This is a genomic window from Microcoleus sp. LAD1_D3, from assembly GCF_036702135.1.
Lineage (GTDB): Bacteria > Cyanobacteriota > Cyanobacteriia > Cyanobacteriales > Microcoleaceae > Microcoleus.
This window is the reverse complement of sequence record NZ_JAUBSB010000030.1, coordinates 49483-74130: the sequence shown is the minus strand read 5'-3', so window position 1 is coordinate 74130 and position 24648 is coordinate 49483. Positions and strand designations below refer to the sequence as shown.

Genomic DNA, 24648 nt, shown 5'->3' with positions numbered 1-24648 from the left:
TTTTTAGGAGATCCAGCCAACGGTGGCGTTGCGGTGACACCCGGTCAAGTCCTGACTCCGGCACAGTTGCAGCAACTATTTTTCTTGACGACGGGCAACTTTACAGGAACCAATTTCACCTACAGCGCTACAGACAACAGCGGTGCTATCAGTCCAGCCGCTACCGCTACTGTGGCTGGACTCATAGCGCCCACACCAACTCCACCAACTCCACCAACTCCAACTCCAACTCCAAATCCCAACCAACCGCCAGTTGCCACCAATGCGAACTCCAGCCTAGGGCCCAACAGCAGCCAGTTAGTCACAGGATTGGGAGGAAGCGACCCCGACGGGTCGATCTTCTCTTACACCATCAACACCCTGCCCCCAGCAGACCAAGCAGTCCTGTTTTTAGGAGATCCAGCCAACGGTGGCGTTGCGGTGACACCCGGTCAAGTCCTGACTCCGGCACAGTTGCAGCAACTGTTTTTCTTCACAACGGGCAAATTTACAGGAACCAATTTCACCTACAGCGCTACAGACAACAGCGGTGCTATCAGTCCACCCGCTACCGCTACTGTGGCTGGACTGATAGCGCCAACGCCCACACCAACTCCAGCACCAACTCCAGCACCAACTCCAACTCAAACACCAACACCAACTCAAGCACCAACTCCAGCACCAACTCCAGCACCAACACCAACTCCCGCACCAACACCAACTCAAGCACCAACTCCCACACCGACACCACCACCGATTCTGGGAAACCAACCGCCAGTTGCCACGAATGTCAACTTCAGCATTCCGCCCAACAGCAGCACGTTAGTAATGGGACTGGGAGGAACCGACCCAGACGGGACGATCGTCTCTTACACAATCACCACTCTGCCACCTTCTAACCAAGGGCTGCTATTTTTAGGAGATCCAGCCAATGGTGGCGTGGCGGTAACAGCAGGTCAAGTGCTCACACCAGATCAACTTCAGCAGTTATTTTTCCAAGCCACAGGCGACTTTACCGCAGCCAATTTCACCTACAGCGCCACCGACAACAGCGGCGCTACCAGCCCTGCTACTGCTACTGTTTCTGGCTTTCTTCCAGGGCCCAACCAACCGCCAGTTGCCACCAATGCTAACTTCAGCATTCCGCCCAACACTACGTTAGCCAGAGGATTGGGAGGAACTGACCCCGATGGGACGATCGTCTCTTTCACAATCACCAGTCTGCCACCCTCTAACCAAGGAGTGCTATTTTTAGGAGAGCCAGCCAATGGTGGCGTGCCGGTAACACTAGGTCAAGTGCTGACGCCAGCAGAGAGCCGGCAGTTATTTTTCCAAGCCACAGACGGCTTTACCGGAGCCACTTTTACCTACAGCGCCACCGACAACAGCGGCGCTACCAGCCCTGCTACCGCTACTGTTGCTGCTGTCCTAGTTGCGACGCCAACTCCGACGCCAACTCCAGCGCCGATTCCGGCGCCCATCTCAAATCCGATCGCCGAACCAGATACTGACTGTTTGTGTCAGCCCATTATTGAAAAACCGGGAATTAACTTTGCGCCCCCGCAGCAACCACCTGCAGTTGGATTTGTCCGGCCTATTTCACAATTTTCCGAGGGACAAACCACCAAAGGAACCGACGGCGATGACTTCATCGTAGACACCAAAGGCAACCAAAAAATCGTCGGTTTTGAAGGCAACGACCTGCTTTTAGGTGAAGACGGCGCAGACGAAATTTACGGCAACGAAGACAATGACACGATTTTTGGCGGCATTGACACCGATATTGTTTACGGAGACGAGGGCAACGATATCGTATTTGCAGGCAAACAGAACGACTGGATTGCCGGCGACTTAGGCTCTGACACCCTGTTTGGAGATCGAGGTGCGGATACGATTCTCGGAGACACCGGGCAGAAAAACTCCCAGAGTCCTGACGATGCTCGCGATTTGATTTTCGGAGGCGAGGGTGCAGACCTCATTAACGGCAACGAGGGCGACGATACCATCCATACCGGCAAAGGTGACGATATTGCCCTTGGAGGTAAAGAAAATGACCTGATTTGGGGCGAACTCGGCTCCGATACGTTGTTTGGTGGCATCGGCTCCGACAGCTTGTTTGGGGGCATCCGCGACCAAAGGGCCAGCGACTCCCAGGGACTCGACTTGCTGTACGGAGGCTTCGGTAACGACTTCCTCAACGGCCAACAAGGCAACGATACGCTCGTTGCAGGCAAAGATAACGATCGCGCTTACGGAGGTAAAGGCCAGGACATTATCTACGGTCAATTAGGCTCCGATACCCTCTACGGCGGCCAAGGAGCTGATACTCTGCTCGGCGACAGTGGCAGTTCCCAGTCCATCGGGGATCTCGGCGAACAAGACTTAATCTTTGGGGACAGCGGCAACGACATCATCGGCGGCGGCCACGGTAATGATACCGTGCAAGCAGGTAAAGGCAATGATTGTGTTTGGGGTGGCAAAGATAATGACTTGATTTGGGGCGAACTCGGCTCTGATACCCTTGTTGGCGACAGCGGCGACGACACCATGTACGGCGGTGCTCGAAGTCGAGCTCAAGATGTTGGCGGCCAGGACTTGCTCTTTGGTGGCATCGGTGCTGATGTGCTGTTCGGCGATGAGGGTGACGATACTATCAGTGGCGGTCAAGACAACGACTTGATTTACGGCGGTAAAGCTAACGACCTCATACACGGAGATCAGGGCGACGACTTGATTTACGGCGGTGACGGCAGCGATGAACTCTGCGGTGGCGAGGGCAACGATACCATCTATGGCGATCGTGCTGATAACCGGGCTTTCTCGGTGGGCGCAAACAACCAACAAGACTGCATCAACGGCGGTGACGGCGATGACTTGCTCTACGGCAACGAAGGCCAAGATACTATCAACGGAGATGCTGGCAGCGATACCCTGATTGGGGGTAAAGATAACGACCTGCTCAATGGGGGCGCTGGAGACGATTGGTTGTTTGGCGACTTGGGCGACGATACTTTAATTGGAGGTATTGGGAGCGATCAATTTGTGTTGAATGGTGAGGGCGGCACTGATACTGTGATTAACTTCGAGGTAGGCGTCGATAAGTTTGTTTTGAGCGGTGGGGTGAGTTTCCAGCAGTTGCAATTTAGCGCCACTCCCAACGGTACGTTGCTGCGAGTAGCAGGAACCGATCGGGTTTTAGCGAATCTGGTTGGGATTAACGGGGCGATCGGCTCCTCGGATTTCCTACCAAATCTCTCTGAGCTCTAGAATTGGCGGCGAAAGTCTCCTGTTCTAGCGAACAAAACGCCACAGCAGATCAGAACTTCTGTGGCGTTCCTCACAATACTCAATCCGGGTTAGAAACTTTGTTGCACTGGGCCCTTGACATCGCTCTTACAGTTGCCTTTTGTCCCTCTCTAAAATGCTAAAAAATAAAGGTGTATTCAAGCCTGATTTGGTATAATATCAAATCTTTTAGCATCGGGATTATTCATGAATCTATTATCTTTAGCGGCGTGAATTATCGTCAATTCCTTGTCATCTACGGTTAAGAAATTATCTTTTTTTTAGCGCAGATACAGGCAGATAAACACAGATTAACCCAGATTAATTATATTAATTACTGTTGCAACTTCCGTGATTCTTGACGGGTTTTTACGTCTGAGGAGGATACGGGAGTTGATATAACTTTGTATGGGGTTTTTCAGGTGTTCCCAGGTACACAAGGGTGGGTAGCTCAAGTGTTTACTACCAACTAATTGTAGTGTGTTGTGCGATCGGGCGTAAGAGCAAACTAAAAATTATCGATAATTCCCCATTCCCCGTTCCATTGATTCACAATAGAAGGAAAGAAGAGATACACGGATAGCTATTTTTTCCTTTTTCCTGCTTCGCCCCAATTCCCCATGATCAATTCCAATAATTAGCTTAAGATAGCGAAATCTGCTTGCGTAAAAACAGCCGGCGCGGCTGACCGAACAGCCAACCAGTCCAATTCCAATCCACCTGTTGCAAGCGATAGCCGGCTTGATAGTACAACTGTCGCGCCGCGTGATTATTTTCCAGAACGTGGAGGTAAATCTCAGAAAATCCCCATTCTCTGGCTGTGTCCTCGCAGTTGCTGAGCAATTGTTGAGCAACGCCCTGTCGCCGATAGTCCGGGTGAACGGCTAAATTCGACAAATACGGATAGTCAGAACTCGGTATTTGCCAAGGAAAGCGAGAACGCAGAGCCATTTCTACTGTTCCTGCCATGCGCTGATCTCGGTGCGATCTATAATTCTGCGTTCCCTCCTCGCGCGAGACTAGCTCAGCAACCAGACAAATGTAATGTTCTGCCTTAGAACGCAGTCGATTTTTTAAATCTTCGTAAATGCCCAAACGCAACACTGGATACACCCATTCTACCAACCCCTCGCGGGAGTGAAAACTCATGGCTAAAATATCCGCTAGCTGCGTCAAATCGTTGGGCGCAGCCACCCGGATCGAAAAACCAGAAAGTCCGGGAGTTTGTTGTTGGTGAGATGGTGAGGAAAAAAATGAAGGATTCACAATGCCAGGCCACTATATTAATTTTTTTACGCGGGTTTCTAAGCTACCCCTCTTAGAAAATTCACTGATGTTATACTGATCTTATAACGTAACTTCTAGGCAGAGTTTATTAGCCAGATTAAATTACATTTTTTTGTGTTTGACTTTAAGTAGTATTTGAGGTAAATGGAAAATTTTTAGAATTTAACCCTCTACTTATGAAAAAATAAAACTCATCCCCTAATACTAGATTGGTGGATAAGCTATTTGGCCTTTAAATTGAAGCTTGATCCCTGGCTTTCGACCAGCGTCACAAGGGTTTAAGTAAACAGTAGATTACAAATTAAAGGCGCGACAGCTTAGCGGGCAAGGTATTAAAAACAATCACAAAGGTTTTAACGTCAGGTTCCCGCAATCTTACCGCTCTCTGCTTACGGAAATACCCGATCGAATATAATTTATTCGTCAAGCGGTAGTTGAAAAACTCCACGACTGATCAGACTAACACCGGGCGCGCTGGCGCGTCGGATGTTCCCCGCCGCCCCCCGACCTGGCACCCCAGCTTTGAGCAGTTCTGGGCAATCCATCGCCCGTCCCCGATCGAACCGGCCTTACCTGTTGAGCTAGGGGGTACTTTCCCAACTTCCAATTTAAATTTGGATGCCTGGAAACAGTCTGCAGGGGTTTTCCCCGTCGGTTCGATACTCTCCGGCGCGCGAGACCTTCAAAACCTCGATCGAGCTGATTGACCCTGCCCAAAAACCGATACAAGCCACCGACACTCGTCGGGGACAGATAAAAATTTTAGACCCTAGTTCAAGCTCCCCGATTCATCTGTGGAGTAAATCTAAAATCTAAAATCTAAAATCTAAAATCGACTGATCGGTTTCCACAGAGTACATCCCTAGCTAAGATTAACAGATGGATGCTCGAGCTTGCGGTGTTTAGCCACAGTAATTGGCTTGGGCGTTGGTCTGCAGGAGGCAAAAAAAATGCCGAGATCGGGGAAAAAAGTGCAAGTCTAACTAAAATGGTACAGCAATTGCGTCACTCCCACAGACACCTCTGTGGTCTGTGGGCCACCCCCGAATATCAGTCAGGGGATCCGCGCCGGATTGTGGTCGGTATCCTTGGCTGACTGTTAAAGTTGCTGTTACTTGTAGGAAAAAACACAGGCGAAGATGTTGGTTGTCTATTGTATCTTGCTGCGGGCAGCTTTCACATACCAAATAAAACAGTCCCAGGAGCCAGGATCAAACATAAATTTTGCAAGTCAACTCACAATCAGGACGGTTATTCCTATGTATTCTGAGATATCCAGACGGCAGTTAAAATGGCCAGATTTGTGTTTGCTCTCCTGCTGCATAAAGGTAAGGGGTGAAAGAAAATTATCGGGAGACGAGTTTATGTGAATATCATTAAATAATAAAATTGGGGTGCACGACAGATAACTGTGGCTCAGAAGAATTCCGAATTGAAAACCCAGACATCAAAAATCAAGGTTGATGCTTGCCTCGCACACTCACAACAACTTCATATCCACGAATTATTGTGATACTTTTTTCCCAAAATAATGGCACTCTAGGCAAAATCTCAACCCTTAGGTCATCAGCCATTCGCAATCGAAAATCAAAAATCGAAAATCGAAAATGGTATGACTTCTGCATTTTGAATTGGCGAATTCTTCCTTTGATCAGACTTATTAAATCGAACAGCCCCGGGGCACAGGAGAACGGTGCATGAATTCCCAAGAAAATCCTAAGCTAAAAATTCTGATCGTCGATGACGAACCGGATAACCTCGACTTGCTTTACCGCACCTTTCATCGAGACTACAAAGTGCTCAGAGCCGAATCTGGCCCCGCTGCCCTCGAAATTTTGGCAAAAGAGGGAGAAGTTGCGGTGATTATCTCCGACCAGCGAATGCCAAAAATGAGCGGTACGGAGTTTCTCAGCCTGACGGCGGCTCAGTACCCCGACGTGATCCGAATTATTTTAACTGGCTATACGGATGTTGAAGATTTAGTTGAAGCTATTAATGCTGGCAAAGTATTCAAATACGTTACCAAGCCTTGGGATGCTCAAGAGCTGATAAATCTTGTCAGTCAAGCTGTTGAGACTCACAATCTTCTGAAAACGCGCACCAATGAACTGCGCCGTGCTTTGAGCCAAGAATCGCTGCTTTATGCCGTTACCAATACTATCCGATCGGCTCCCAATTACCAGCAAATGCTGCAAAGAATTGTGGAAACTGTCGGGCAGATGTTTGAGGTGAGTTGCTGTCTGCTGCGGCCGTTCCAAGACGGCCAAGTTGCCGATGAGTGGTTCGTTTACCAGAAGGCAGAAACTCAAGGGTTGCGGGGCGATGAGGAAGCGATGCCCGGAGATGCTTCTGCTGCCGAACTCTCCCCGGATTTGCTGCCGGATTTGGTTTGGGAAACTCTGGATGTGGAGGTGATTCAAGATGCCCAAACTGACGATCGAGTTTTAAACTCGGATAATCAACAACGACAGCAGGCTTACGAAGCTGCGAATATTCGATCGAGCTTGATCGTACCGCTGTTTTACAAAATCGAACTGATGGCAGTCTTGGCGCTGCACCAGTTCGATCAACCGCGCCAGTGGCAAGACCACGAGGTACAGTTGGTAATTACGGTGGCAGACCAAGCGGCTTTGGCGCTTTCTCAAGCCCGAGCTTACGAACAGGTGCGGGCGCTGGCCAAGCGCGAGGCCTTAGTTAATACTATTACTACGGCAATTCGATCGAGTCTCGATCCCCAAAATATTTTTGCAGCCATTACTCAACAACTCGGCCAAGCTTTGCAAGTTGACGGCTGCGCCCTATCTCTGTGGACAGAAGATGATGAATACGTGCAATGCGTGGGGCTATACGACACAGATAGGGATACCGTGGCTGTAGAACAGGGTTTTATTGACAATCCAGAGGTAGTTGCGAACCCTCTTGGCTACGAGACGACTTCTGCCGATGCTGCTGAGAACACTCGCGCCTGGGTTTTTGCCCATCCTTCTTTGCCACAGTCTTTGGTGCCGATTCGGGGCAATCCGGTGTTGCTGCAAGTTATGGTATCAAAAGAGCCGGTGGCGATCGAAGATCTCGATGAACACCCGGAGTTAAATGTTACAGAACTGCAAGTTCGATCGCCAGCCCGCGCCCTGTTAGTCGTTCCCTTACTCTCAGAAGGCAAAATCATCGGCAGCATTTCCCTGCGCCAAAATCGCAGCATCCGCCGCTGGAACATCTCAGATATTGACCTGGCTCAAATAGTCGCAACTCAAGCTGCTCTAGCCGTGCAGCAGTCGCGCCTCTACCAGACTACCAGACAGCAGGCAGAACGGCTTCTGGAAGCCGATCGGCTCAAAACCGAATTTTTCCAAAATATCTCCCACGAGTTCCGCACCCCTCTAACTCTAACTATCGGCCCTCTAGAATCAGCTTGCAGGCGCCAAGAAGACTTGCCCTACGAACAAGCCGTAATCGCTTTGCGTAATTCCCGCCGCCTCCTGCGCTTGGTAAATCAACTGCTGGACTTGCAGCGGCTCGATGCCGGACGGATGCAGCCGAGTTTTCGCCCCTGCGATTTAGTCGGTTTCTGTTACTCTACCGCAGAGTCGTTCCGCGCTTACTGTGAGAAAAAAGGACTGCACTTAATTACCCAACTGCAAGAATGTCCTTTACTTTATTTGGATCTGGAAAGATTTGACAAAGTTATTTACAACCTGCTATCAAATGCTGTCAAATTCACCCCAGAAGGCGGAACTATCACCCTGAAAGTTGAATCGGCTGGCGCTCACTGTTTGTTGCAAGTAAAAGACACGGGTATAGGCATTCGCACCGAACAAATTCCCTATTTATTCGAGCGCTTTCACCAAGCCGAAGGTTCTGCTAGCCGTTCCTACGAAGGCAGTGGCTTAGGTTTGGCACTTGTCAAAGAATTGGTCGAACTCCACGGCGGTCAAATTTCAGTTGAGTCAGTTTACGGCGAAGGTACTACTTTTACCGTTTGGCTGCACTTCGGTTCGACTCACTTGCCCCCGGAACAGGTACTAGAAATACCTGCGGAGTTTCACTCATCCAAAGCTGCGGTGGAACTGGCAGATGTGGAGGCAGATTTGTCGGAAAATGAGGCAGAGAATCATAATTTTGAGGCGCTGGAACCGATTCGATCAGAAACAGCAGTGGGAACTGTTTTGGTGGTTGACGACAATCCAGATTTGCGCTTTTATGTGTCGTCAATTCTGCGAGATTCCGGTTTTGCAGTTTTGCTGGCGCGCAACGGAGAAGAAGGATTTGCCGTGGCTAAAAAACGTCGCCCTAATTTAATTATAACGGATTTGATGATGCCTTTAGTCTCGGGTTTGGATTTGATTCGGATGATTCGAGAGGATGAGGAATTGCAGGGAACTCCGGCAATTTTGCTGACTGCTAAAGCCGACGAAGATACTCGAATTGAAGGAGTAGAACGGGGTGCTGATGCTTATTTGTCCAAGCCTTTTAACGATCGAGAATTGTTGGCGGAAGTGCGGAATTTGATCGCCCTCAAACAAAACGAGCGCCGAGTGCAGCAGTTGAACAGTTATTTAACTGAGTCGGTGCTACGCCGATTTTTGCCGCCGGCGATGGTGAAGGCCGCTGCGGCTGGAGAATTGGCATTGGATTTGCGCCCGGAACCGCGATTGATTACTATTTTGTTTAGCGATATAGTCGGTTTTACTCAAATGGCAAATACGCTGCGCTCGCGCCGGGTAGCTGAGCTGTTGAATGAATATTTGGCGGCAATGACTAAGGCTATTTTTGACAGTGGCGGTACGGTGGACAAGTTTGTTGGAGATGCGGTAATGGCTTTCTTTGGCGCGCCGGAGGAACTAACGCCTAACGAGCAAGTACGCCGCGCTATCGCTGCTGCAAGGCAAATGGTGCTATCTCTGAAGGAGCTTAACAAGGGCTGGTTGGAGCAGGGAATTGTTGGGGAAAATGGGGTGGCTCCGGTGCGGTTTCGCTGCGGAATTCACCAGGGTACTGCGGTGGTGGGGATGTTTGGCGGCCCTGATCGATCGGATTATACTGCGATCGGGCCGAGCGTAAATATTGCCGCCCGCTTGCAAGAGGTGACGGAACCAAACACGGTGCTAATTTCGGCGGCGGTGGCAGATTATGTTGAGGAAAATCGCATTGTTAAATATAAGCCTTTGAAACTAAAGGGAATTGATGAAACGGTATTGACTTTTTTACTAAATTGTGATTAGTCATTATAAGTATTATATGTGGATATCCTACGCACAATTTCGGGAACAACCTATTCCTAAATAAGTAGGTGAGGGGCAAAATATGTATGTAGTCCAAAGCGATGGTCACTCCGTGAAATAATCCTTAGAAGCGATATTTTATGAAAACAATCGCCCGATTGATGATAGCTTGACAGTCGCACCTACTTACTGGCCGTAAACAATGTGTTAAATTTAACTTAACTCACGCTAGTTAATGTTTAGTTGCATAAAGATAATTTTTCCCGCCTATCTACTTAAGCGCGCCGATATGCGATCCGGTTGTGGACTCATATCAAATCCGGCAGCATCGTTTTGGTAAAATCCAGTCAACAGTCACGGAAGCTGCAACCGGAATTGATATAATTCCTCTACCTTAATCTGTGTTTATCTGCCCTCATCTGCGGTAAAAGAAAGAAAATTTCTCGGACCGCAGATGACAAGGGATTGACGCTGATTCACGCAGATGCAGCTCAGAGATATATGAATAATTCCGCTCCTAACAGATTTGATATCAATTGTTTAATCTAAAATCTAAAATCTAAAATCGACTCAGCAAAGTTCAAGCGTCCCAATGGGGGCTGGGGAGTCAACTCTAAAATTTAAAATTTAAAATCTAAAATCTAAAATCTAAAATCTAAAATTGACTGACATTCCTTGCCTCCATCTATCAAAAGAGGGAACTTTTTTAACCGCTCGTCGGTGGATAACCTCTATCTAGAGAACGGTTACGCCGAGCGCTCAAATCGAGTAAAAATAGAATGTCATATCTCCTTTTGTATTCTATGAAACTGAATTATTTTACGAAACGGCTTTCGACTGTCGGGCGCTTGATGGCTGCAACTATGCTTTGCGTGTCAGCGATGGCCTTCGTGTGGTCTGGTGCATTCTTCTCGAACACCGCAGCAATGGCCTCTCCTGCTGTAAACTCGATGGCAGCAGAAGCAGATGCGGGCGATAAGGTTCAAGAAAAAGCCAGCAAAGATGCTGGACGAGCCAAGAACTTCATCCGAGATACAGAAGAGAAGGTTAAGGAAACTGCCAAGACAAATGCTGCTAAAGTCGATCGATCATCGGAGGATGGTAGTGTAGTAGAGCGCAAAGCTAAGAAAGATGCGGCCACAATTGAGAAAAGAGCATCGGAAGATTCAGCTCGGACTCAGAAAGCAGTTGATAACACCAAGAATGCTGTCGAGAGCGCTGTTGACAGCATCAAGGGTGTTTTTAGCAAGTAGACAATAAATAAGTAGGTAAGCGCAAAAAAACAATAATATCTTGCAGGGGCTTGTAGGGGCGGCTTTAGCGCTTATCTACAGTAAGGGCGAGTCATCGTTGCAGAACCCGCCCTCTCCCCAAGTGATGTTTATTTGTACTTACTTACTTGAAACTGAAAGATTGATGTACATTGACCAAGACCTCTATACGGCTCGTGTAACCGACCCGAAGCCCTTCTTTAAAATTGCCGCAAAAAGCGCAAATCGCTAGCATAAACCCGGCGAATGTCGTCGATTTCATAAAGTACCATTGCGAACCGCTCGACACCAAAACCTGCCGCAAACCCAGTATATTTTTCTGGATCTAAACCGACTCCTTTAAGAACGTTAGGATCGACCGTTCCGCAGCCCAAAACTTCCAGCCATTTGCCGTTCCACTGCAAATCAACTTCGGCAGAAGGTTCCGTAAACGGGAAGTAACTCGTGCGGAAACGAATCGGCAAATCTTGCCCGAACATTTGCCGCAAAAACTCTTTAATCGTACCTTTCAAGTCAGTAAAAGTCAGACCTTCATCAATTGCTAAAAGTTCAATTTGGTGGAAGACTGCCGCGTGAGTAGCATCGACAGTATCGCGGCGGTAAACGCGGCCGGGAGAGACAATCCGAATCGGCGGTTTGTGCTGTTCCATGTAGCGAATTTGCACCGATGATGTCTGAGTCCGCAGCAAGTCGCCGCCTGGTAGGTAAAATGTATCTTGCATATCCCGCGCCGGGTGGTCGGGCGGTGTGTTCAGCGCCTCGAAATTGTAATAATCTGTCTCCATTTCCGGGCCGTTGGCGACGGTGTATCCGAGGCCGACAAAGATATCGAGAGCGCGGTCTATGACTGCGTTTAATGGGTGCACGCGGCCTTGGGGGCGAAAAATCCCCGGCATGGTGACATCGATGGTTTCTGAGGCTAATTTGGCTCCAATTTGGGCGGTTTGGAGGGCGGCGCGCTTGTCTTCTAAATCGGCTTGCAGGGCTTCTTTGACTGTATTGGCGATCGCACCTACTTTAGGTCGTTGGTCTGGCGACAGTTTGCCCATCATGCCTAAAATTTGAGACAGTTGGCCTTTTTTGCCGAGGTAGCCGACGCGCAACTGTTCGAGTTGTTCGAGGGTATTGGCAGTGGCGATCGCACTTTTTGACTCTTGACCGAGGGTTTCTAGTTGAGTTTCAATGTCGCTTAGCTGGACAGTCATTTTGATTTTAGATTTTAGATTTTAGATTTTAGATTGATGGCTGTTTTGGGCCAAGTTGAGTTTAGCGCAATTTTGGCTCTACAGTCTTGTTGATTTTAGATTTTAGATTTTAGATTTTCGGCAGTTACGGATAATTTGTAATAAGTAATTCGATGTTAGAGCGATCGCCCTAGTTGAATCTAGTTTAGTATTGTTATAAGGCCTATAAAAATTTCAATGAAACTTTTAATTAGCAACGACGACGGCATCTTTGCACAAGGCATCCGCAGCCTCGCCAACGCTCTCGCCACCGCTGGCCACGACGTGAGCGTAGTTTGTCCCGACAGAGAGCGCTCCGCTACCGGCCACGGCCTTACCTTGCACCAACCCATCCGCGCCGAAATTGTCGAATCTATTTTTGATCCCGCAGTCCAAGCTTGGGCCTGTTCGGGCACTCCCGCCGACTGCGTGAAACTTGCTTTGTGGGCTTTACTTGACAAACCGCCGGATTTTGTTCTTTCCGGTATCAACCACGGGCCCAATTTAGGCACGGATATCATCTGTTCGGGTACGGTTTCGGCAGCAATGGAAGGAATTATGGAAGGCATTCCCAGCATTGCTTTCAGCCTCGCCAGCTTTACTTCGCAGGAATTTGGGCCGGCGGTGGATTTCGCTGTCACCTTGCTGGCACAGTTGGAAAAACAGCCAATGGCGAAACCGATGCTGTTGAACGTCAACATACCGGCAGTTACACAAGCAGAAATTACCGGAGTTGCGATCACCCGTCAAGGCATTCGCCGCTATTTCGACATATTTCAAAAGCGCACCGATCCGCGCGGCAAAACTTATTATTGGCTGGCTGGGGAATTGTTAGAAGATGTAGAAGAAAGCGCCGATTCGGCGGTGCCGCATGATATCCCTACGGACGTACAAGCTATTCGCGACAACAGAATAACCGTAACTCCCTTGCAATATAATCTCACCTGTGCTCCCGACTTGCACTCGTTGCGGGATTGGCAAGTTGAAGGTTTTCCCAAGCAGTGAGCTCCGATCGACCCGATCGGAGCGGTAAACTAGGAATTAAGGAAAAGTGCCTCTCAAGGTCTATACCTTAGGCGTTAACACAGGCTCCCAATTACTTGTTAGTTTTTTTTACTCAAGAAAAACAGTTATGAACGCTCCCACCTATAACACTCATTCTGTCACTTGCCCGATCTGCAACCGTTCCAGCGTCGTAGGCCCAGTCGGCATGGTCAGTGGACTATTCACTTGTCCGCACTGCCATTCTCATATGGTAATTAGCTGGAGCGGTCATTTTGTGCGCGATCCTTTTAGTCTCAAACAACTGACGGTGGGAAAGATGCTCAGGCGCGAGAGCAGGCCGTTAGCTCGACTTCAGCGGGACTTTGGGCTGAGTAAGCCTTTTCCGCTGATTGCCATTTTGGGCAGTGTGGTCTTTTTCGGGTGTGCGCTAGCCGCTACGGAACAATCGCTACCCCGACAGAATTCACTTCAAGGATTTTTAGAGTGGGTGAGCGGAACTGGTAATTCCCAAGATGTCTCACGTTAACATTTCTTAAAAAAGATTGTGACAGATACTGCGTGCAAATATCTATTCCTTTAGGTAGAAATCACACTATTTTAGCAATTGCATCGATCTTGAGCTACGGGTAAGCACTTAGACGCCGTGCCCTTCATCGTGTGTTCAAAAACGTCAAAACCCCAGTCCGGCAGGGGTTTTGACCCCTGCCTCAAAGATCAAGTCTGGTGGGCTTAAGTCTCACGAGGGTGTTTCGGGTTAAGTTGACACCTATCACATCGCTCAATTTAGAAACTCAGCAATTTTTCTAACTGCTGCTTCCAAAATTGCTGGCGACTCGACTAAGGCAAATCGCACGTAGCCTTCTCCTGATTTCCCGAAACCGGCACCGGGGGAAGCTGCGACTCCTGTACTCTGTACTAGCTGAGTGCAAAATTTCACGGAATCTTGGGCCCAAGGTTCCGGCAGTTTCGCCCAGACGTACATGGTGGCGGGGGGTACAGGCACTTGCCAGCCGATGTTTTGCAGCGCGTTTACAAAGGCATCCCGTCGTTTTCTGAAGGTTTGTACGCTGGTTCTGACGGTATCTTGAGGGCCCGTTAATGCGGAGATCGCTCCGTTTAAAATCCCTCGGTATTGGTTGAAGTCTACTGCGGCTTTTACCTGTCGCAGCGCTGCAATTAGTTCGGAATTGCCGATCGCATATCCGACTCGAAAACCTCCCATACTGTACGATTTGGATAGTGTAAAAAACTCGATCGCCACACTCTTATCTCTATCGGCCTGAAATATTGACGGCGCCATCAATTTTCGATATTCTTCCTCGTTACCAGACTCTGCCTCTATGAGAGAATTGCGATCGTCAAACACCAAATCCACATAAGGGAAATCGTGAACTAAAACCAGCCCATGTTCTCGACAAAAAGCCACAGCTTTCTCAAAAAAAGCAACAGGTGCGATCGCAGTTGTAGGATTGTGAGGATAGCTCAAAACCATCATCTTCGACTCAGCCAGCACTGCTGTCGGAATATCTTCAAATATCGGCAAAAACGCATTTTCTGCTAATATCGGCATCGGATAAATTTGACCGCCAGCCAAATGCACACCGCCCGCGTGGGAAGGATAGCCCGGATCGAGCAGCAAAGCAAAATCTCCCGGGTTGAGTACAGCTAAAGGCAAATGCGCCGTGCCTTCTTGGGAACCAATTAACGGCAGCACTTCTGTTTCTGGATTGACTGCAATCCCAAATTTTTGCTCGTACCAAATAGCTGCTGCTTCCCGAAAAGATTTCGTCCCGTTAAACAGCAAATAGCCGTGAGTGCTGGTGTCGGACAGAGAATGTGCGATCGCATCTGTAATGTGAGCCGCCGCCGGCAAATCCGAAGAACCCAGAGACAAGTCAATCACATTTTGCCCCGCTGCTCTAGCTTGAGCTTTTGCCCGATCCATATCGGCAAATACATTAAATTGCAGTGGCTCTAAACGTTTAGCAAATTGCATATTTTTTGTAAGTTTTTGGAATTTTAATGAATCTTTTTATAGTGGGTTAATTATTATTTTTTGATATGGCATTTTTATTGGCTTTGCGATTTTTTTTACTAACCGCAGAGAGCGCAGAGGGCGCAGAGTCAGAGAGGAATATAGAGGAGAAAAGAGAGAGGTTAAAAAAAATATTTTCGGTTGCTATAATTGTGAGTTGGGAGTTGGAAACTCCCGAATCATTTCCAAACTTTATAAATGAGCGTCGAGCAAACCGACCAAAGTTTGTTTAGTAATAGCTCCCTCGTGAGAAAGCACTACTTCGGCATTTTTAAACAGTCGGAGAGCTGGGACTCCTTCTACTTTATACTGCTTGACAGTAGTAGGATTGGGGTCAATTTCCATTTTAACCACTTTCAGCCGATCGCTGTAGTTTGCCGCTACCCAGTCTATCGAAGGCGCGATCAGTTTGCAAGGCCCGCACCAACTAGCCCAAAAATAGGCAAGCACTGGTTGCTCTGCTTTCAGGACTTCTGTTTCAAATTTTTCGTCGTTAATGACAATTACACTGTTGCTCATGGTTCTGGGATTATTTTTTCTATTTATTTCTAAAGCACCCGCAAGCGTGAAACTTGCACCAACTGACAAGACAGGCCCAAAAAACTGTTACTAATTTTAAAACATTCTGTGAATTATTGAGTGCGAACTCAGGACTGGGGACTGATGGCTAATTCTGTATGGCGTTTAATTCCACTGTTGTCGGCGTCTGGTAGCGTGCAGATGGCGATCGACCACTGGCTACTGGAACAGCATCTAGCGGGCAAACATCCGCCAACTCTGCGATTTTACACTTGGCAACCGGCGGCGATTTCCTTGGGCTACCACCAGCGCAGGTGGCCGGAGTTTTGGCAGCAGTTGTCTTGGCAGGGAATGCCTGTGGAGTTGGTGAGGAGGCCCAGCGGCGGGCGCGCCGTGCTGCACCAAGGGGATTTAACTTATGCAGTTGTGGCGTCGGGATTTGGAAGCAGTCGCCTGAAAGCTTATCAGACTATTTGCGAGTTTTTGATTGAGGGTTGGAGGGCGATGGGTTTGGATTTGCAATACGGGGAAGCTGGAAGGGGTTATATTCACAATCCGAATTGTTTTGGTACTGCGACGGGTGCGGATTTAGTTACCGCTGATGGTTGCAAGTTAATTGGTAGCGCGCAATTGCGACGGGGCGATGCTATTTTGCAGCACGGTTCGATGCGTTTGCAGCCAGATTATCGTTTGTTTTCTCAAGTGTTTGGGGAGGAATTAATTCCTGTGCAATTACCTCTATCTGAAGGAGAAGATGATTTGATTGCCACTGTAATTGATGTTTTGAGTGCGGCGGCTTGTCGCTGTTTTGAGATTGATTTGGAGGTGCAGCCGCTTTCGGATCAGGAATGGCTCGATATTTGGGAATTAACAACAAGTAATAAGCTGTTTCACATTTAATCTGCATCTTTGGGGGTGGGCTTTACTGCCGCCTTTTGGGAACAGCCAAGATGGCCGTTCCACAACAAAGAGTTTTTATTGTAGAACAGCCATCTTGGCGGTTACTGATACAAGTTAAAAACTTGTACACTTCTTTTTATTAAAAGTCTTCTGACCCGTTGCTCTAACGCCACCAAAAAAGTTAAATTTATATGCAGTACAACTTATGGCTGTGGCTGAGTTTGAACGATCGGCTCTTGGGCAATTTCGCCCAATTTCACAGAATCCAACAAGCTTTCCCAATCAGCCTTGAACGTTGTATCATTAGGCTGATCACGGCGAGCGGCAGCTAGGGTGCTGAGGGCATCTTGCCAAATCCCATTTTCAGCATAAATAAAGGTTTTCTGGCGCGGATCAGCCTGATCTAATTGACGGCGGATATCTGCACTAAGTTCAACACGCCGTACAGTACCGATTTGGATCTGATCGGCCGATCGATCTTGAGAGTCGCAAATCACTGTAAAATTCCAAGTGTAACTTTTGCCTACTTCTAAGGGCGCCACATTTTTGTTAGTGGGGATACTAACGCCGATTACCCCTGATAAATTGCTAATTGTGAGATCCTGTTTATAAATCTGGTTGCCACTTTGATCTTTTAAGATAAATTCGGCTGATTCCGCCTCTGTTGGAGGCAAGTAGAAAAAGAACGTTGGATAGTCGAAAACAGTCCGTCCGATCTTATTTGTAGGCACTAAGGCTGTGAGACCTAGCTGACTAATGCTCGCGCAGCCACCGCGCACAGGGCGTCCCGGTTGAGTGGGAGGCCGCTCATCAATATCTTCACGGGGCTGAATGAAGCGCGGCCCTCCCGGTACAGTGGGTGGCTGGCCCACATTCGGGGGAACCGGCTGTCCCACAACTGCTAATTGGGAAGCATTAAGTGTTGCTATCAATACTATTGAGCCAACTGATGTCAGATTGATGAGAAACTTAGTAATTGTTTTCATATTAACTCCATGAATTTGTAGGGAGAGATTCTCTCTTTTTATTTCTTTTTTCTTCCCAAAATCCGGTAGACATTAACTTTTTGTTCCCTGCCTCTTAACGGTAAAGATCCCCAAGATTCTACCTCAAATTTGTCCGCCAGATGCAGAAAGGTTTCTTCTGCAATCAATATCCGGCAAGTGTCCTCATGCCGATCCTTTTCGCAGCTTTCCAGGCGAGAGGCAATATTTACGCTGTCGCCGATTACTCCATATTCTAAACGGGTTGTGCCTCCCAGACTACCCACCATAACAGGCCCTGTAAAGATGCCTACTCGCATTTTTACGGTCGGTAAACCGCGATCGAGCCAATTTTGATTCATTTCTGGCAAGCGGGAACTGATGGCTAAAGCGCAAGATACGGCAAGGCGAGCATCTTCTGCAATTTCTTCTGCAGTGGTGCGGGGAATGGGTACGCCAAATACTGCCAGCATTCCATCTCCGGTAAATTTATTAATCACGCCTTGATGTGCTTGGACTTCTTGGGCCATTGCGGATAAATACTCATTTAACCAACTCATTACCACTTCTGGCGGTAGTTTTTCGGAGATTGTACTAAAACCCTGCACGTCGGTGAGGATGATCGTAGCAGTAACTTTTTGCCCTGGCAATAACCCTGATTCGAGCAGATGGACGCGTTCTTTCCACAGCGCATTTGCGATCGCCGGTGAAGTTTGTTGTCCTAATAATTTCATCACAATCCCTTGCTGTTGCCTCGACTGCTCGTACTTATAGGTGACTGCGACTCCTGCGGTGATTAAAAGGGCGAGGGCTGGAGCGATTAGAGGTATCCACCCCTGTTGAATGAATAGGAAAAAGGTGAATCCCGCTAATGAGCCGCAAGCTGCGATCACACTTCCCATCAAATTCAGCGATTTTTCTAGCCGCCAAGCTAAACAGCCGCCGACTGCACTCCACACAGCGATCCAGAGAATTTCTTGCCATTCGTCCCAATACCAAAATAGCCCTTGGCCGTCTAAAACTGCACTGAGAATTTGGCTGGTGGCCGTTGCGTGAATTAATACCCCAGGCGTCTGGATATTACCGTTTGTAGTAGCGCTGTAAGGGGTAGAAAAAATATCTTTTACAGTTGGGGCTGTAACCCCGATTAAGACTATTTTACCTTTTACCAATTTGGGGTCAACTTTGCCCTTTAAAACTTGAGTTAGGGTCACGGTTTCTGCTATCTTTTTAGAAGCTCGGTAATTGAGCAATATTTGATAGCCTTGGGCATTAATGTTTTGATAACCTCCTGAGTCAGCTCGCAATTTTAAAAATACTATTTTGTTAGCCTCGATTTCTTGTTTTTCTGTCAATTTAGACTCTACTTTTTTACTATTTAAATAGGCAAAAGCTAGTCGCATTGAAAATGAAGTCTGTGTCGTTTCCCCCTCGCTAGCAAACATCAAATTGCGACGCACTATACGGTCTGGATCGACTACTAAATCGTTAAATCCTACCCGATTCTCTGGTATGTTAGGATTTGGTGGCACTCGCTGCAGCTTTGAGTCGCCGCGGAAGGTTATCGGAAATATTTTGGGATTTTTCAATTGAATAGCTAATTCTGCATTCCCCGGCTCGTAGGGAATGTCGCGAATTATATCGAGACCAATAGCTAGGGGTTCAAGACGCGCTATTTGTGCGATCGCTTTTGCTAAAGTGCGATCGGAAATTGGCCATTTTTCACTAGTATTAATATCCCGCTCTGTGATTTCAACTATAAGCAACCTGGGGTCAGGGCCCAGATCTGGCCGCAACTGCACCATGAGGTCGTAAGCATTTAATTCTAGTGGCTGCAACCCGCCTAAATGCCTCACTCCCAATAGAGTTCCGGTCACGACAATCCAGATAATAGCAAGAGGCTGCAAGTCAGGGAAGGGGAAGAAATAAGTTAAGTTTTTTCCACGTCCCTCCGCAAATTTATGATAAATTCTCTTAAAGAAGTGGGGCATAAAATTTAGTGTTTCAACCCTGAGTCACAAAGTACGCTACATCTTAACTGATCACTGATGCCCCTTACTGATGGCCAATTTTTAATTTTCCTGTGCGGTTTTGGCGATCGCACTTAACTGCAATCCCTGCGGATAGCTGTTTTCTTCTTTGCTGCGCTTGATGTCGGCGATTGAAATCTGGGGTTTGAGGTATTTTGCCAAAACTTTAATCACGTCGCCCCGATCGATCGTCCCCGCTACTGAACCAATCGGCGAGAGGACGATGATTCGGGGGAGTTGGCGGGCTTCCATGCTGTTAATTACTTCGGCGATGGATGCTTTTTCCGAGACTGTGGGGGTTTTTCCCAGGGGTTTCAAAATGTTGTGCAAAGTCTGAATTTGCCACTGACTGCGTTCTGTGAACCGGATATCGTCGATCGACACTAAGCCCAAATCGCGGCCGTTGGTCGCAGCAATGTAAAATGGAAACGGATTGACTTCTAACAAATAGCGATCGGCAAATTCTCGCAGAGTCAAATCTGCATCTACAACTCGAAACTCGCGGCTCATCGCATCGCTGGCTTTAATTTTGAGCAGGGCTTCTTGCAGTGAAGTCAATCGGCTATAAGCAGTGGCATTGCGAATGCCAAACCCGCCGATCAGCGCAATCCACAAACCGCCGAACTCGCGCGCTAAAAAACATAAACTCAGACCCAAAGCAACGCCCAGCCAACCTAAAACTTGTCCTGTTTTTGCCGCCCAGCGAACGCCGGCAAATCGAGAGCCGGTGATTTTCCAAATTGCTGCTTTTAAAACTTGTCCTCCATCCAAAGGCAGACCGGGAATTAAGTTAAATAATCCCAAAACGAGATTGATGAGTGCTACCCTTTCGGTGACAATTCCTAGCAAACTTTTCGGGGGAAGAACTTGAGAACCCAAACCGAGGATTAAAAACACCGCAAAGCTGACTAGAGGGCCGGCAATAGCTACTTGAAAAGCTTGACCGGGAGTTTTTGATTCCGAGTCGATCGAAGCTACTCCGCCAAATAAGAATAAGGTAATAGAATTAACTTTAATGCCTTGCGATATCGCCGCCAAGCTGTGTCCGAGTTCGTGCAAAAGCACGGAAGCAAACAGTAGCAGAGCTATTGCTAACCCCGCACTCCAGGAGAGCGCAGACCCCCACAGGCGGTAACTGCTGGCGTATTCGCGGGTTGCTAAGGCTAAAATTATAAACCACGAATAATCTATAACTAGGGGGATGCCAAATAAAGAGCCGATTCGCCAACCTGTCTGCATGAATTTTCCTGGGAAAGGAGAGCAAGAAAGAGTTTCTATTATATCTTTTCTTCCCCTTTCCTTTGCCTTTCCCCTGATTTTTACAGAACTCCGGCGCTACCCAAGCCCAAGATTACTCCGGCTCCGAGCAAGTGGCCGAAGCTGGCTGTTGCCAGCAATTCTGGTACCCCGAAGCCTTTGAACATTCCAGGGAGTGCAACGGGTAAAGCTGGGCCCTTGCCTCGGTTTTGCTTGGAGATGCCGTAGTAGCCGATCGTGATCGCCAGCAAATTACATAAAATCATCGTCAGTCCTACCAGTGGCGACCACTCCGGTGTTGAGGGAGCGGTAGATTGTACGGCTAACAGCAAAGATGAGGTGATCATGTTCTTATCTCCTGATTTTACAGATCAATTGATTTCCCAGATTATAAAAAGCGGTTTGCATTAAACTAAGATTTGTTTTAATAGTTAACAATTCGTTGATATTTTGATACAACTGCGGAACCGAGGAGGAAGAGTGCGGGTTAAAATTTGCGGAATCACTAAATTAGACCAAGGAATTGCGATCGCCCGCTTGGGAGCCCAAGCTTTGGGGTTTATCTGCGTGCCGGCTTCCCCCCGCTATGTCACCCCAGAAACAATTCGCCTGATTGTCGAGCAGTTGCCGGAAAATGTCGATCGCATCGGCGTTTTTGCTAACACCACAATAGAAAATATCTGTCAAGTAGCGGCAGAGTCAAATTTAAGCGGGGTGCAGTTGCATGGAGATGAAACAGCGGAATATTGCGATCGACTGCGGGATTTTTTGCCGGGAATTGAAATTATCAAAGCTTTGAGAGTTAAGACTCCTGAAACTTTAGCCACCGCTGCTGTTTATGCTGTTCGTGTCGATACTTTACTGCTGGATGCTTACCATCCCAATCAACTCGGCGGTACTGGCAAAACGATCAACTGGATGATGTTATCAGAGTTTAGACCCCAGTGTCCTTGGCTGCTGGCGGGCGGTTTAACACCCGATAATATTTTAAATGCAATGGATAGCGCGATCGGCAATAACTTCAGCGGTGTTGACCTTTCTAGCGGCGTAGAAATAGCGCCGGGAGATAAAGATTTGACCAAAGTTGCTCAGTTGTTTGCTAATTTAAGTCAACTTGCTCATCATTGATAAATTGGCCATACATAATTCGCGCTTTTTATGCGATTCATTCTTTAGTCAGCGTGAGCGAAGCCTGCCTTATACAAGGCAGACCTCGTTTATACAGTAGCGGTTTCAACCGCAGATTATTCCCTTTATTCTTTTATCGGCGGATCTCAAAAGTACGCGCGGCGAAGCTATCTTGAAGGGAATCGCCCTCCGGGTCTTCGTATTCCAAAACCAACTCACTAACCGTAGCACCGGTGGGGCCGCGGCGGCACCAACTAATCATTTCTTCCACAGCTTTTTTGGAGCCTTCAAAGACAGCCTCGACGCGCCCATCGGGGAGATTTCTTACCCAGCCGCCCAGGCCGAAATAGTTTGCTTGATTCCTCGTTGAATATCGGAATCCTACTCCTTGAACTAATCCCGAAACAAAAACGCGGACTCTGACGGGCGGGGGTGATTGGTTTTGCATAATAAACGGCTCAACTTACTGCTAACATCTGTTTGAAAATTTTAAGGATCAGTTTGATTATGTTAAATTTTAGTACGATCACGGTGCCGGGATTCCTGATACGCCGCGTCACCCTAGCTTTTTCAACTATTCCCGATTTCACCGATTGGCTGGTTGCAGCTATGCTAGCGCTGGTTTACACTTTGATCGCTCTTTCCGTCGGTTTTTGGTCGGGATTTCTAAAAGTAGACGTGCAAACCTCTCGGCGTACAATTGTGGGAGTGCTTCTTGGCTGTTTGTTAAGTCCGGGCATCACCGAGGAATTATTGTTCCGGGTGTTAATGCTGCCGCACCCGTTCGAGAAGGCTTCTGGGTTAATCCTGTGGTTTTGGGGATGCGCGAGTTTGGCGGTTTTTGTAGTTTACCACCCGCTGAACGCGCTGACTTTTTACCCGGTTGGTCGATCGACCTTTATGAATCCAGTGTTTTTGCTGCTGGCGGCAATTTTGGGAGTTGCGTGCTCCATCGCATACCTGCAAAGCGGTTCTATCTGGCCTGCGGTGGCGGTTCACTGGTTCGCAGTGACAGCCTGGCTGTTGCTACTGGGCGGTTACAGGAGGCTCTATGGTTAAATGTAAAAAGTCCAGCATCACTATTTTGTCAGGAGGATCTCAGTTGTGGGTATCATAGGAGCGATCATAGGTTTTTTGGCAGGGGTAGCAGTTGCTTACTGGTTAGTGGAAAAGCGCTTAAACAAGCAAAAGCAAGAATACTTGCAGCAAACTCGCAGAATTAGTGAGGAAATAGAATTAGCTCAGATGTCTCGGGTGCAACAAGCTGTCGAATCTCAGAAAGGAGAACGGGAAAATCAGCTTAGAAAAGCTACTATCGAACACGAAAATTTACTCAGACAAGTTACTACCCAATACGAAAACCAGCTCAAACAAGTTGCAGCTCAATACGAAAATCAGCTCCAACAAGTTCGGGCAGAACGCGACAGTCAGCTCCAACAAGTTGTCAGCGTAGACGAGCCTGGGCTGCGGCGACAAATCAGCGAGGAATTAGAAGCGGCTAACAATGCTAGGATGCAGCAAAATATCCAATCTTTGCAAGCAGAACACGAACACCATTTACTCAGAGTTGCTGACGAATTGCATCTAAGTTATCAAGCTCAGATGGAGCAACATTTGCAAAACCTGCAAGATGAACACGAAATTCGCTTGAGGCAAATTGCCGAGGAATATGAGAACCGAGAGGTTGAAATGCAGTTAAATATGGAGGCTTTGCAAGAGCAATACGAGAGTCAGTTGCAAGCGGCTCACGAGCAGTTGAGAGACCACGAAGCTCAGATGCAAGCTACTATCAGGTCTTTGCAAGGGCAGTACGAGAGTAATGTAGAACAAGAAGTCCCGGAGCAGCAGTTCAGTCAGTTAAATTCAACAGAATTTGCCGAAGGTTTATCACAAGAAGAAGTTTTGCAGCAACTGTCAAGTGAGTTAAATCAAACCGAAGTTGAAGAAGAGTTAAATTACACAGATTTTTCGGAACCACAACCAATTGATTTACATCCACCCGAAGTCGAACAACAGCTTCCAATTGCCAGACAAGCACCAAGCTATTCCCTACCGCAGTTGATGGGATGTGTTCAAAGTCAGGACAAAGAAACCCGCAAGTTTGCAGCGTCTGCTTTAGGTAAAATGGCTGCTGCTAATGCTCTGAGATCGGAAGGTCAGCGAGCAATAGAAACATTGGGAAAATTAGCTCAAGATATTCACCCGGATGTGCGCGAAGCTGCTGTGGAAGCACTAGCAATGATTAAGTCTGACAAAGTGATTCCGCTGCTACAAAAAGCTTTGCGAGATATAGATAGCGGTGTGGCTAAATCGGCAAGTGCTGCGCTCAATAAGTTTAAATTTTATCCGCGCACTCCGGCGGCTAAACCGAAAACTGTTGATGTGAAAAAACCCAAGCGTTAAGCAGTTACTAGGATATATATAGCAATTCTCAATTGCCTACAACACAGTAGGGATACAATATTGTTGTGTCCTTACCGAGGTGCTGTATTTCACTCAATTTCGATTACTACCACAAACTGTG

General features: G+C 47.7%; 18 protein-coding genes. 9 read left to right on the top strand and 9 right to left on the bottom strand.

All coding sequences use genetic code 11. The features are described from left to right. Positions 1–3246, top strand: a 3246-nt coding sequence (locus tag QUA74_RS17740) for an Ig-like domain-containing protein (RefSeq protein WP_333331607.1), incomplete at its 5' end; no start/stop codon positions are given. 660 nt (positions 3247–3906) lie between these two features. Here QUA74_RS17740 and QUA74_RS17735 read toward each other — a convergent pair. Beyond that, on the bottom strand, positions 3907–4530 hold the full coding sequence (locus QUA74_RS17735) for a GNAT family N-acetyltransferase (RefSeq protein ID WP_333331605.1): 624 nt from the start codon (positions 4528–4530) through the stop codon (positions 3907–3909). A 1718-nt stretch (positions 4531–6248) separates the two neighbouring features. On the opposite strand from QUA74_RS17735, the gene QUA74_RS17730 reads away from it, so the two are divergent. Both QUA74_RS17730 and QUA74_RS17725 read left to right on the top strand, forming a co-directional pair. Next, the gene (locus QUA74_RS17730; protein WP_333331602.1) at positions 6249–9773 is read left to right on the top strand and encodes a response regulator; all 3525 of its coding nucleotides are present in this window, start codon (positions 6249–6251) and stop codon (positions 9771–9773) included. 779 nt (positions 9774–10552) lie between these two features. Continuing rightward, positions 10553–11026, top strand: a complete 474-nt coding sequence (locus tag QUA74_RS17725) for a hypothetical protein (protein WP_333331600.1) — start codon at positions 10553–10555, stop codon at positions 11024–11026. A gap of 218 nt (positions 11027–11244) precedes the next feature. On the opposite strand, the gene pheS is transcribed toward QUA74_RS17725, so the two are convergent. Next, positions 11245–12249, bottom strand: a complete 1005-nt coding sequence (gene pheS, locus QUA74_RS17720; protein ID WP_333331597.1) for a phenylalanine--tRNA ligase subunit alpha — start codon at positions 12247–12249, stop codon at positions 11245–11247. A gap of 216 nt (positions 12250–12465) precedes the next feature. On the opposite strand from pheS, the gene surE reads away from it, so the two are divergent. Then, positions 12466–13272 (top strand): 5'/3'-nucleotidase SurE, encoded by an 807-nt coding sequence (gene surE, locus QUA74_RS17715; protein ID WP_333331594.1) that lies wholly within the window; start codon positions 12466–12468, stop codon positions 13270–13272. Between the two features lie 127 nt (positions 13273–13399). Beyond that, positions 13400–13798: a hypothetical protein gene (locus QUA74_RS17710; RefSeq protein WP_333331591.1), complete on the top strand. Its 399-nt coding sequence runs from the start codon at positions 13400–13402 to the stop codon at positions 13796–13798. Positions 13799–14050: 252 nt separating this feature from the next. Here QUA74_RS17710 and QUA74_RS17705 read toward each other — a convergent pair whose 3' ends face one another. Then, positions 14051–15268, bottom strand: a complete 1218-nt coding sequence (locus QUA74_RS17705) for an LL-diaminopimelate aminotransferase (RefSeq protein WP_333331588.1) — start codon at positions 15266–15268, stop codon at positions 14051–14053. Positions 15269–15499: 231 nt separating this feature from the next. Then, a complete protein-coding gene (locus tag QUA74_RS17700) occupies positions 15500–15826 on the bottom strand; it encodes a thioredoxin domain-containing protein (protein WP_333331586.1) in 327 nt (108 codons plus the stop codon). 144 nt (positions 15827–15970) lie between these two features. On the opposite strand from QUA74_RS17700, the gene QUA74_RS17695 reads away from it, so the two are divergent. Further along, complete coding sequence (locus QUA74_RS17695; RefSeq protein ID WP_333331583.1) at positions 15971–16726, top strand: biotin/lipoate A/B protein ligase family protein; 756 nt, start codon at positions 15971–15973, stop codon at positions 16724–16726. A 203-nt stretch (positions 16727–16929) separates the two neighbouring features. Here QUA74_RS17695 and QUA74_RS17690 read toward each other — a convergent pair whose 3' ends face one another. From QUA74_RS17690 to psaK, 4 genes are all read right to left on the bottom strand, one after another. Then, on the bottom strand, positions 16930–17712 hold the full coding sequence (locus QUA74_RS17690) for a DUF928 domain-containing protein (RefSeq protein ID WP_333331580.1): 783 nt from the start codon (positions 17710–17712) through the stop codon (positions 16930–16932). Positions 17713–17750: 38 nt separating this feature from the next. Continuing rightward, on the bottom strand, positions 17751–19700 hold the full coding sequence (locus tag QUA74_RS17685) for an adenylate/guanylate cyclase domain-containing protein (RefSeq protein WP_333331578.1): 1950 nt from the start codon (positions 19698–19700) through the stop codon (positions 17751–17753). 81 nt (positions 19701–19781) lie between these two features. Further along, positions 19782–20978 carry a site-2 protease family protein gene (locus QUA74_RS17680; RefSeq protein ID WP_333331575.1) on the bottom strand — a complete coding sequence of 399 codons (1197 nt, stop codon included), beginning with the start codon at positions 20976–20978 and terminating at the stop codon, positions 19782–19784. Positions 20979–21058: 80 nt separating this feature from the next. Next, a complete protein-coding gene (gene psaK, locus QUA74_RS17675; RefSeq protein ID WP_333331571.1) occupies positions 21059–21343 on the bottom strand; it encodes a photosystem I reaction center subunit PsaK in 285 nt (94 codons plus the stop codon). A gap of 133 nt (positions 21344–21476) precedes the next feature. Between psaK and QUA74_RS17670 the strand changes: the two genes are divergently transcribed. After that, on the top strand, positions 21477–22124 hold the full coding sequence (locus QUA74_RS17670) for a phosphoribosylanthranilate isomerase (protein ID WP_333331568.1): 648 nt from the start codon (positions 21477–21479) through the stop codon (positions 22122–22124). Positions 22125–22257: 133 nt separating this feature from the next. Here QUA74_RS17670 and QUA74_RS17665 read toward each other — a convergent pair whose 3' ends face one another. After that, positions 22258–22572 carry an acylphosphatase gene (locus QUA74_RS17665; RefSeq protein ID WP_333331565.1) on the bottom strand — a complete coding sequence of 105 codons (315 nt, stop codon included), beginning with the start codon at positions 22570–22572 and terminating at the stop codon, positions 22258–22260. A gap of 59 nt (positions 22573–22631) precedes the next feature. On the opposite strand from QUA74_RS17665, the gene QUA74_RS17660 reads away from it, so the two are divergent. After that, the gene (locus QUA74_RS17660) at positions 22632–23183 is read left to right on the top strand and encodes a CPBP family glutamic-type intramembrane protease (protein WP_333331562.1); all 552 of its coding nucleotides are present in this window, start codon (positions 22632–22634) and stop codon (positions 23181–23183) included. Positions 23184–23228: 45 nt separating this feature from the next. Beyond that, positions 23229–24527 carry a HEAT repeat domain-containing protein gene (locus QUA74_RS17655; protein ID WP_333331559.1) on the top strand — a complete coding sequence of 433 codons (1299 nt, stop codon included), beginning with the start codon at positions 23229–23231 and terminating at the stop codon, positions 24525–24527. Positions 24528–24648 lie beyond the last annotated feature (121 nt).

Bases quoted from the DNA above. Each gene is read 5' to 3' on its own strand.
- QUA74_RS17730 (WP_333331602.1), top strand. From the start codon at position 6,249: ATGAATTCCCAAGAAAATCCTAAGCTAAAAATTCTGATCGTCGATGAC.
- QUA74_RS17725 (WP_333331600.1), top strand. From the start codon at position 10,553: ATGTCATATCTCCTTTTGTATTCTATGAAACTGAATTATTTTACGAAA.
- pheS (WP_333331597.1), bottom strand. From the start codon at position 12,249: ATGACTGTCCAGCTAAGCGACATTGAAACTCAACTAGAAACCCTCGGT.
- surE (WP_333331594.1), top strand. From the start codon at position 12,466: ATGAAACTTTTAATTAGCAACGACGACGGCATCTTTGCACAAGGCATC.
- QUA74_RS17710 (WP_333331591.1), top strand. From the start codon at position 13,400: ATGAACGCTCCCACCTATAACACTCATTCTGTCACTTGCCCGATCTGC.
- QUA74_RS17705 (WP_333331588.1), bottom strand. From the start codon at position 15,268: ATGCAATTTGCTAAACGTTTAGAGCCACTGCAATTTAATGTATTTGCC.
- QUA74_RS17700 (WP_333331586.1), bottom strand. From the start codon at position 15,826: ATGAGCAACAGTGTAATTGTCATTAACGACGAAAAATTTGAAACAGAA.
- QUA74_RS17695 (WP_333331583.1), top strand. From the start codon at position 15,971: ATGGCTAATTCTGTATGGCGTTTAATTCCACTGTTGTCGGCGTCTGGT.
- QUA74_RS17690 (WP_333331580.1), bottom strand. From the start codon at position 17,712: ATGAAAACAATTACTAAGTTTCTCATCAATCTGACATCAGTTGGCTCA.
- QUA74_RS17685 (WP_333331578.1), bottom strand. From the start codon at position 19,700: ATGCCCCACTTCTTTAAGAGAATTTATCATAAATTTGCGGAGGGACGT.
- QUA74_RS17680 (WP_333331575.1), bottom strand. From the start codon at position 20,978: ATGCAGACAGGTTGGCGAATCGGCTCTTTATTTGGCATCCCCCTAGTT.
- psaK (WP_333331571.1), bottom strand. From the start codon at position 21,343: ATGATCACCTCATCTTTGCTGTTAGCCGTACAATCTACCGCTCCCTCA.
- QUA74_RS17665 (WP_333331565.1), bottom strand. From the start codon at position 22,572: ATGCAAAACCAATCACCCCCGCCCGTCAGAGTCCGCGTTTTTGTTTCG.
- QUA74_RS17660 (WP_333331562.1), top strand. From the start codon at position 22,632: ATGTTAAATTTTAGTACGATCACGGTGCCGGGATTCCTGATACGCCGC.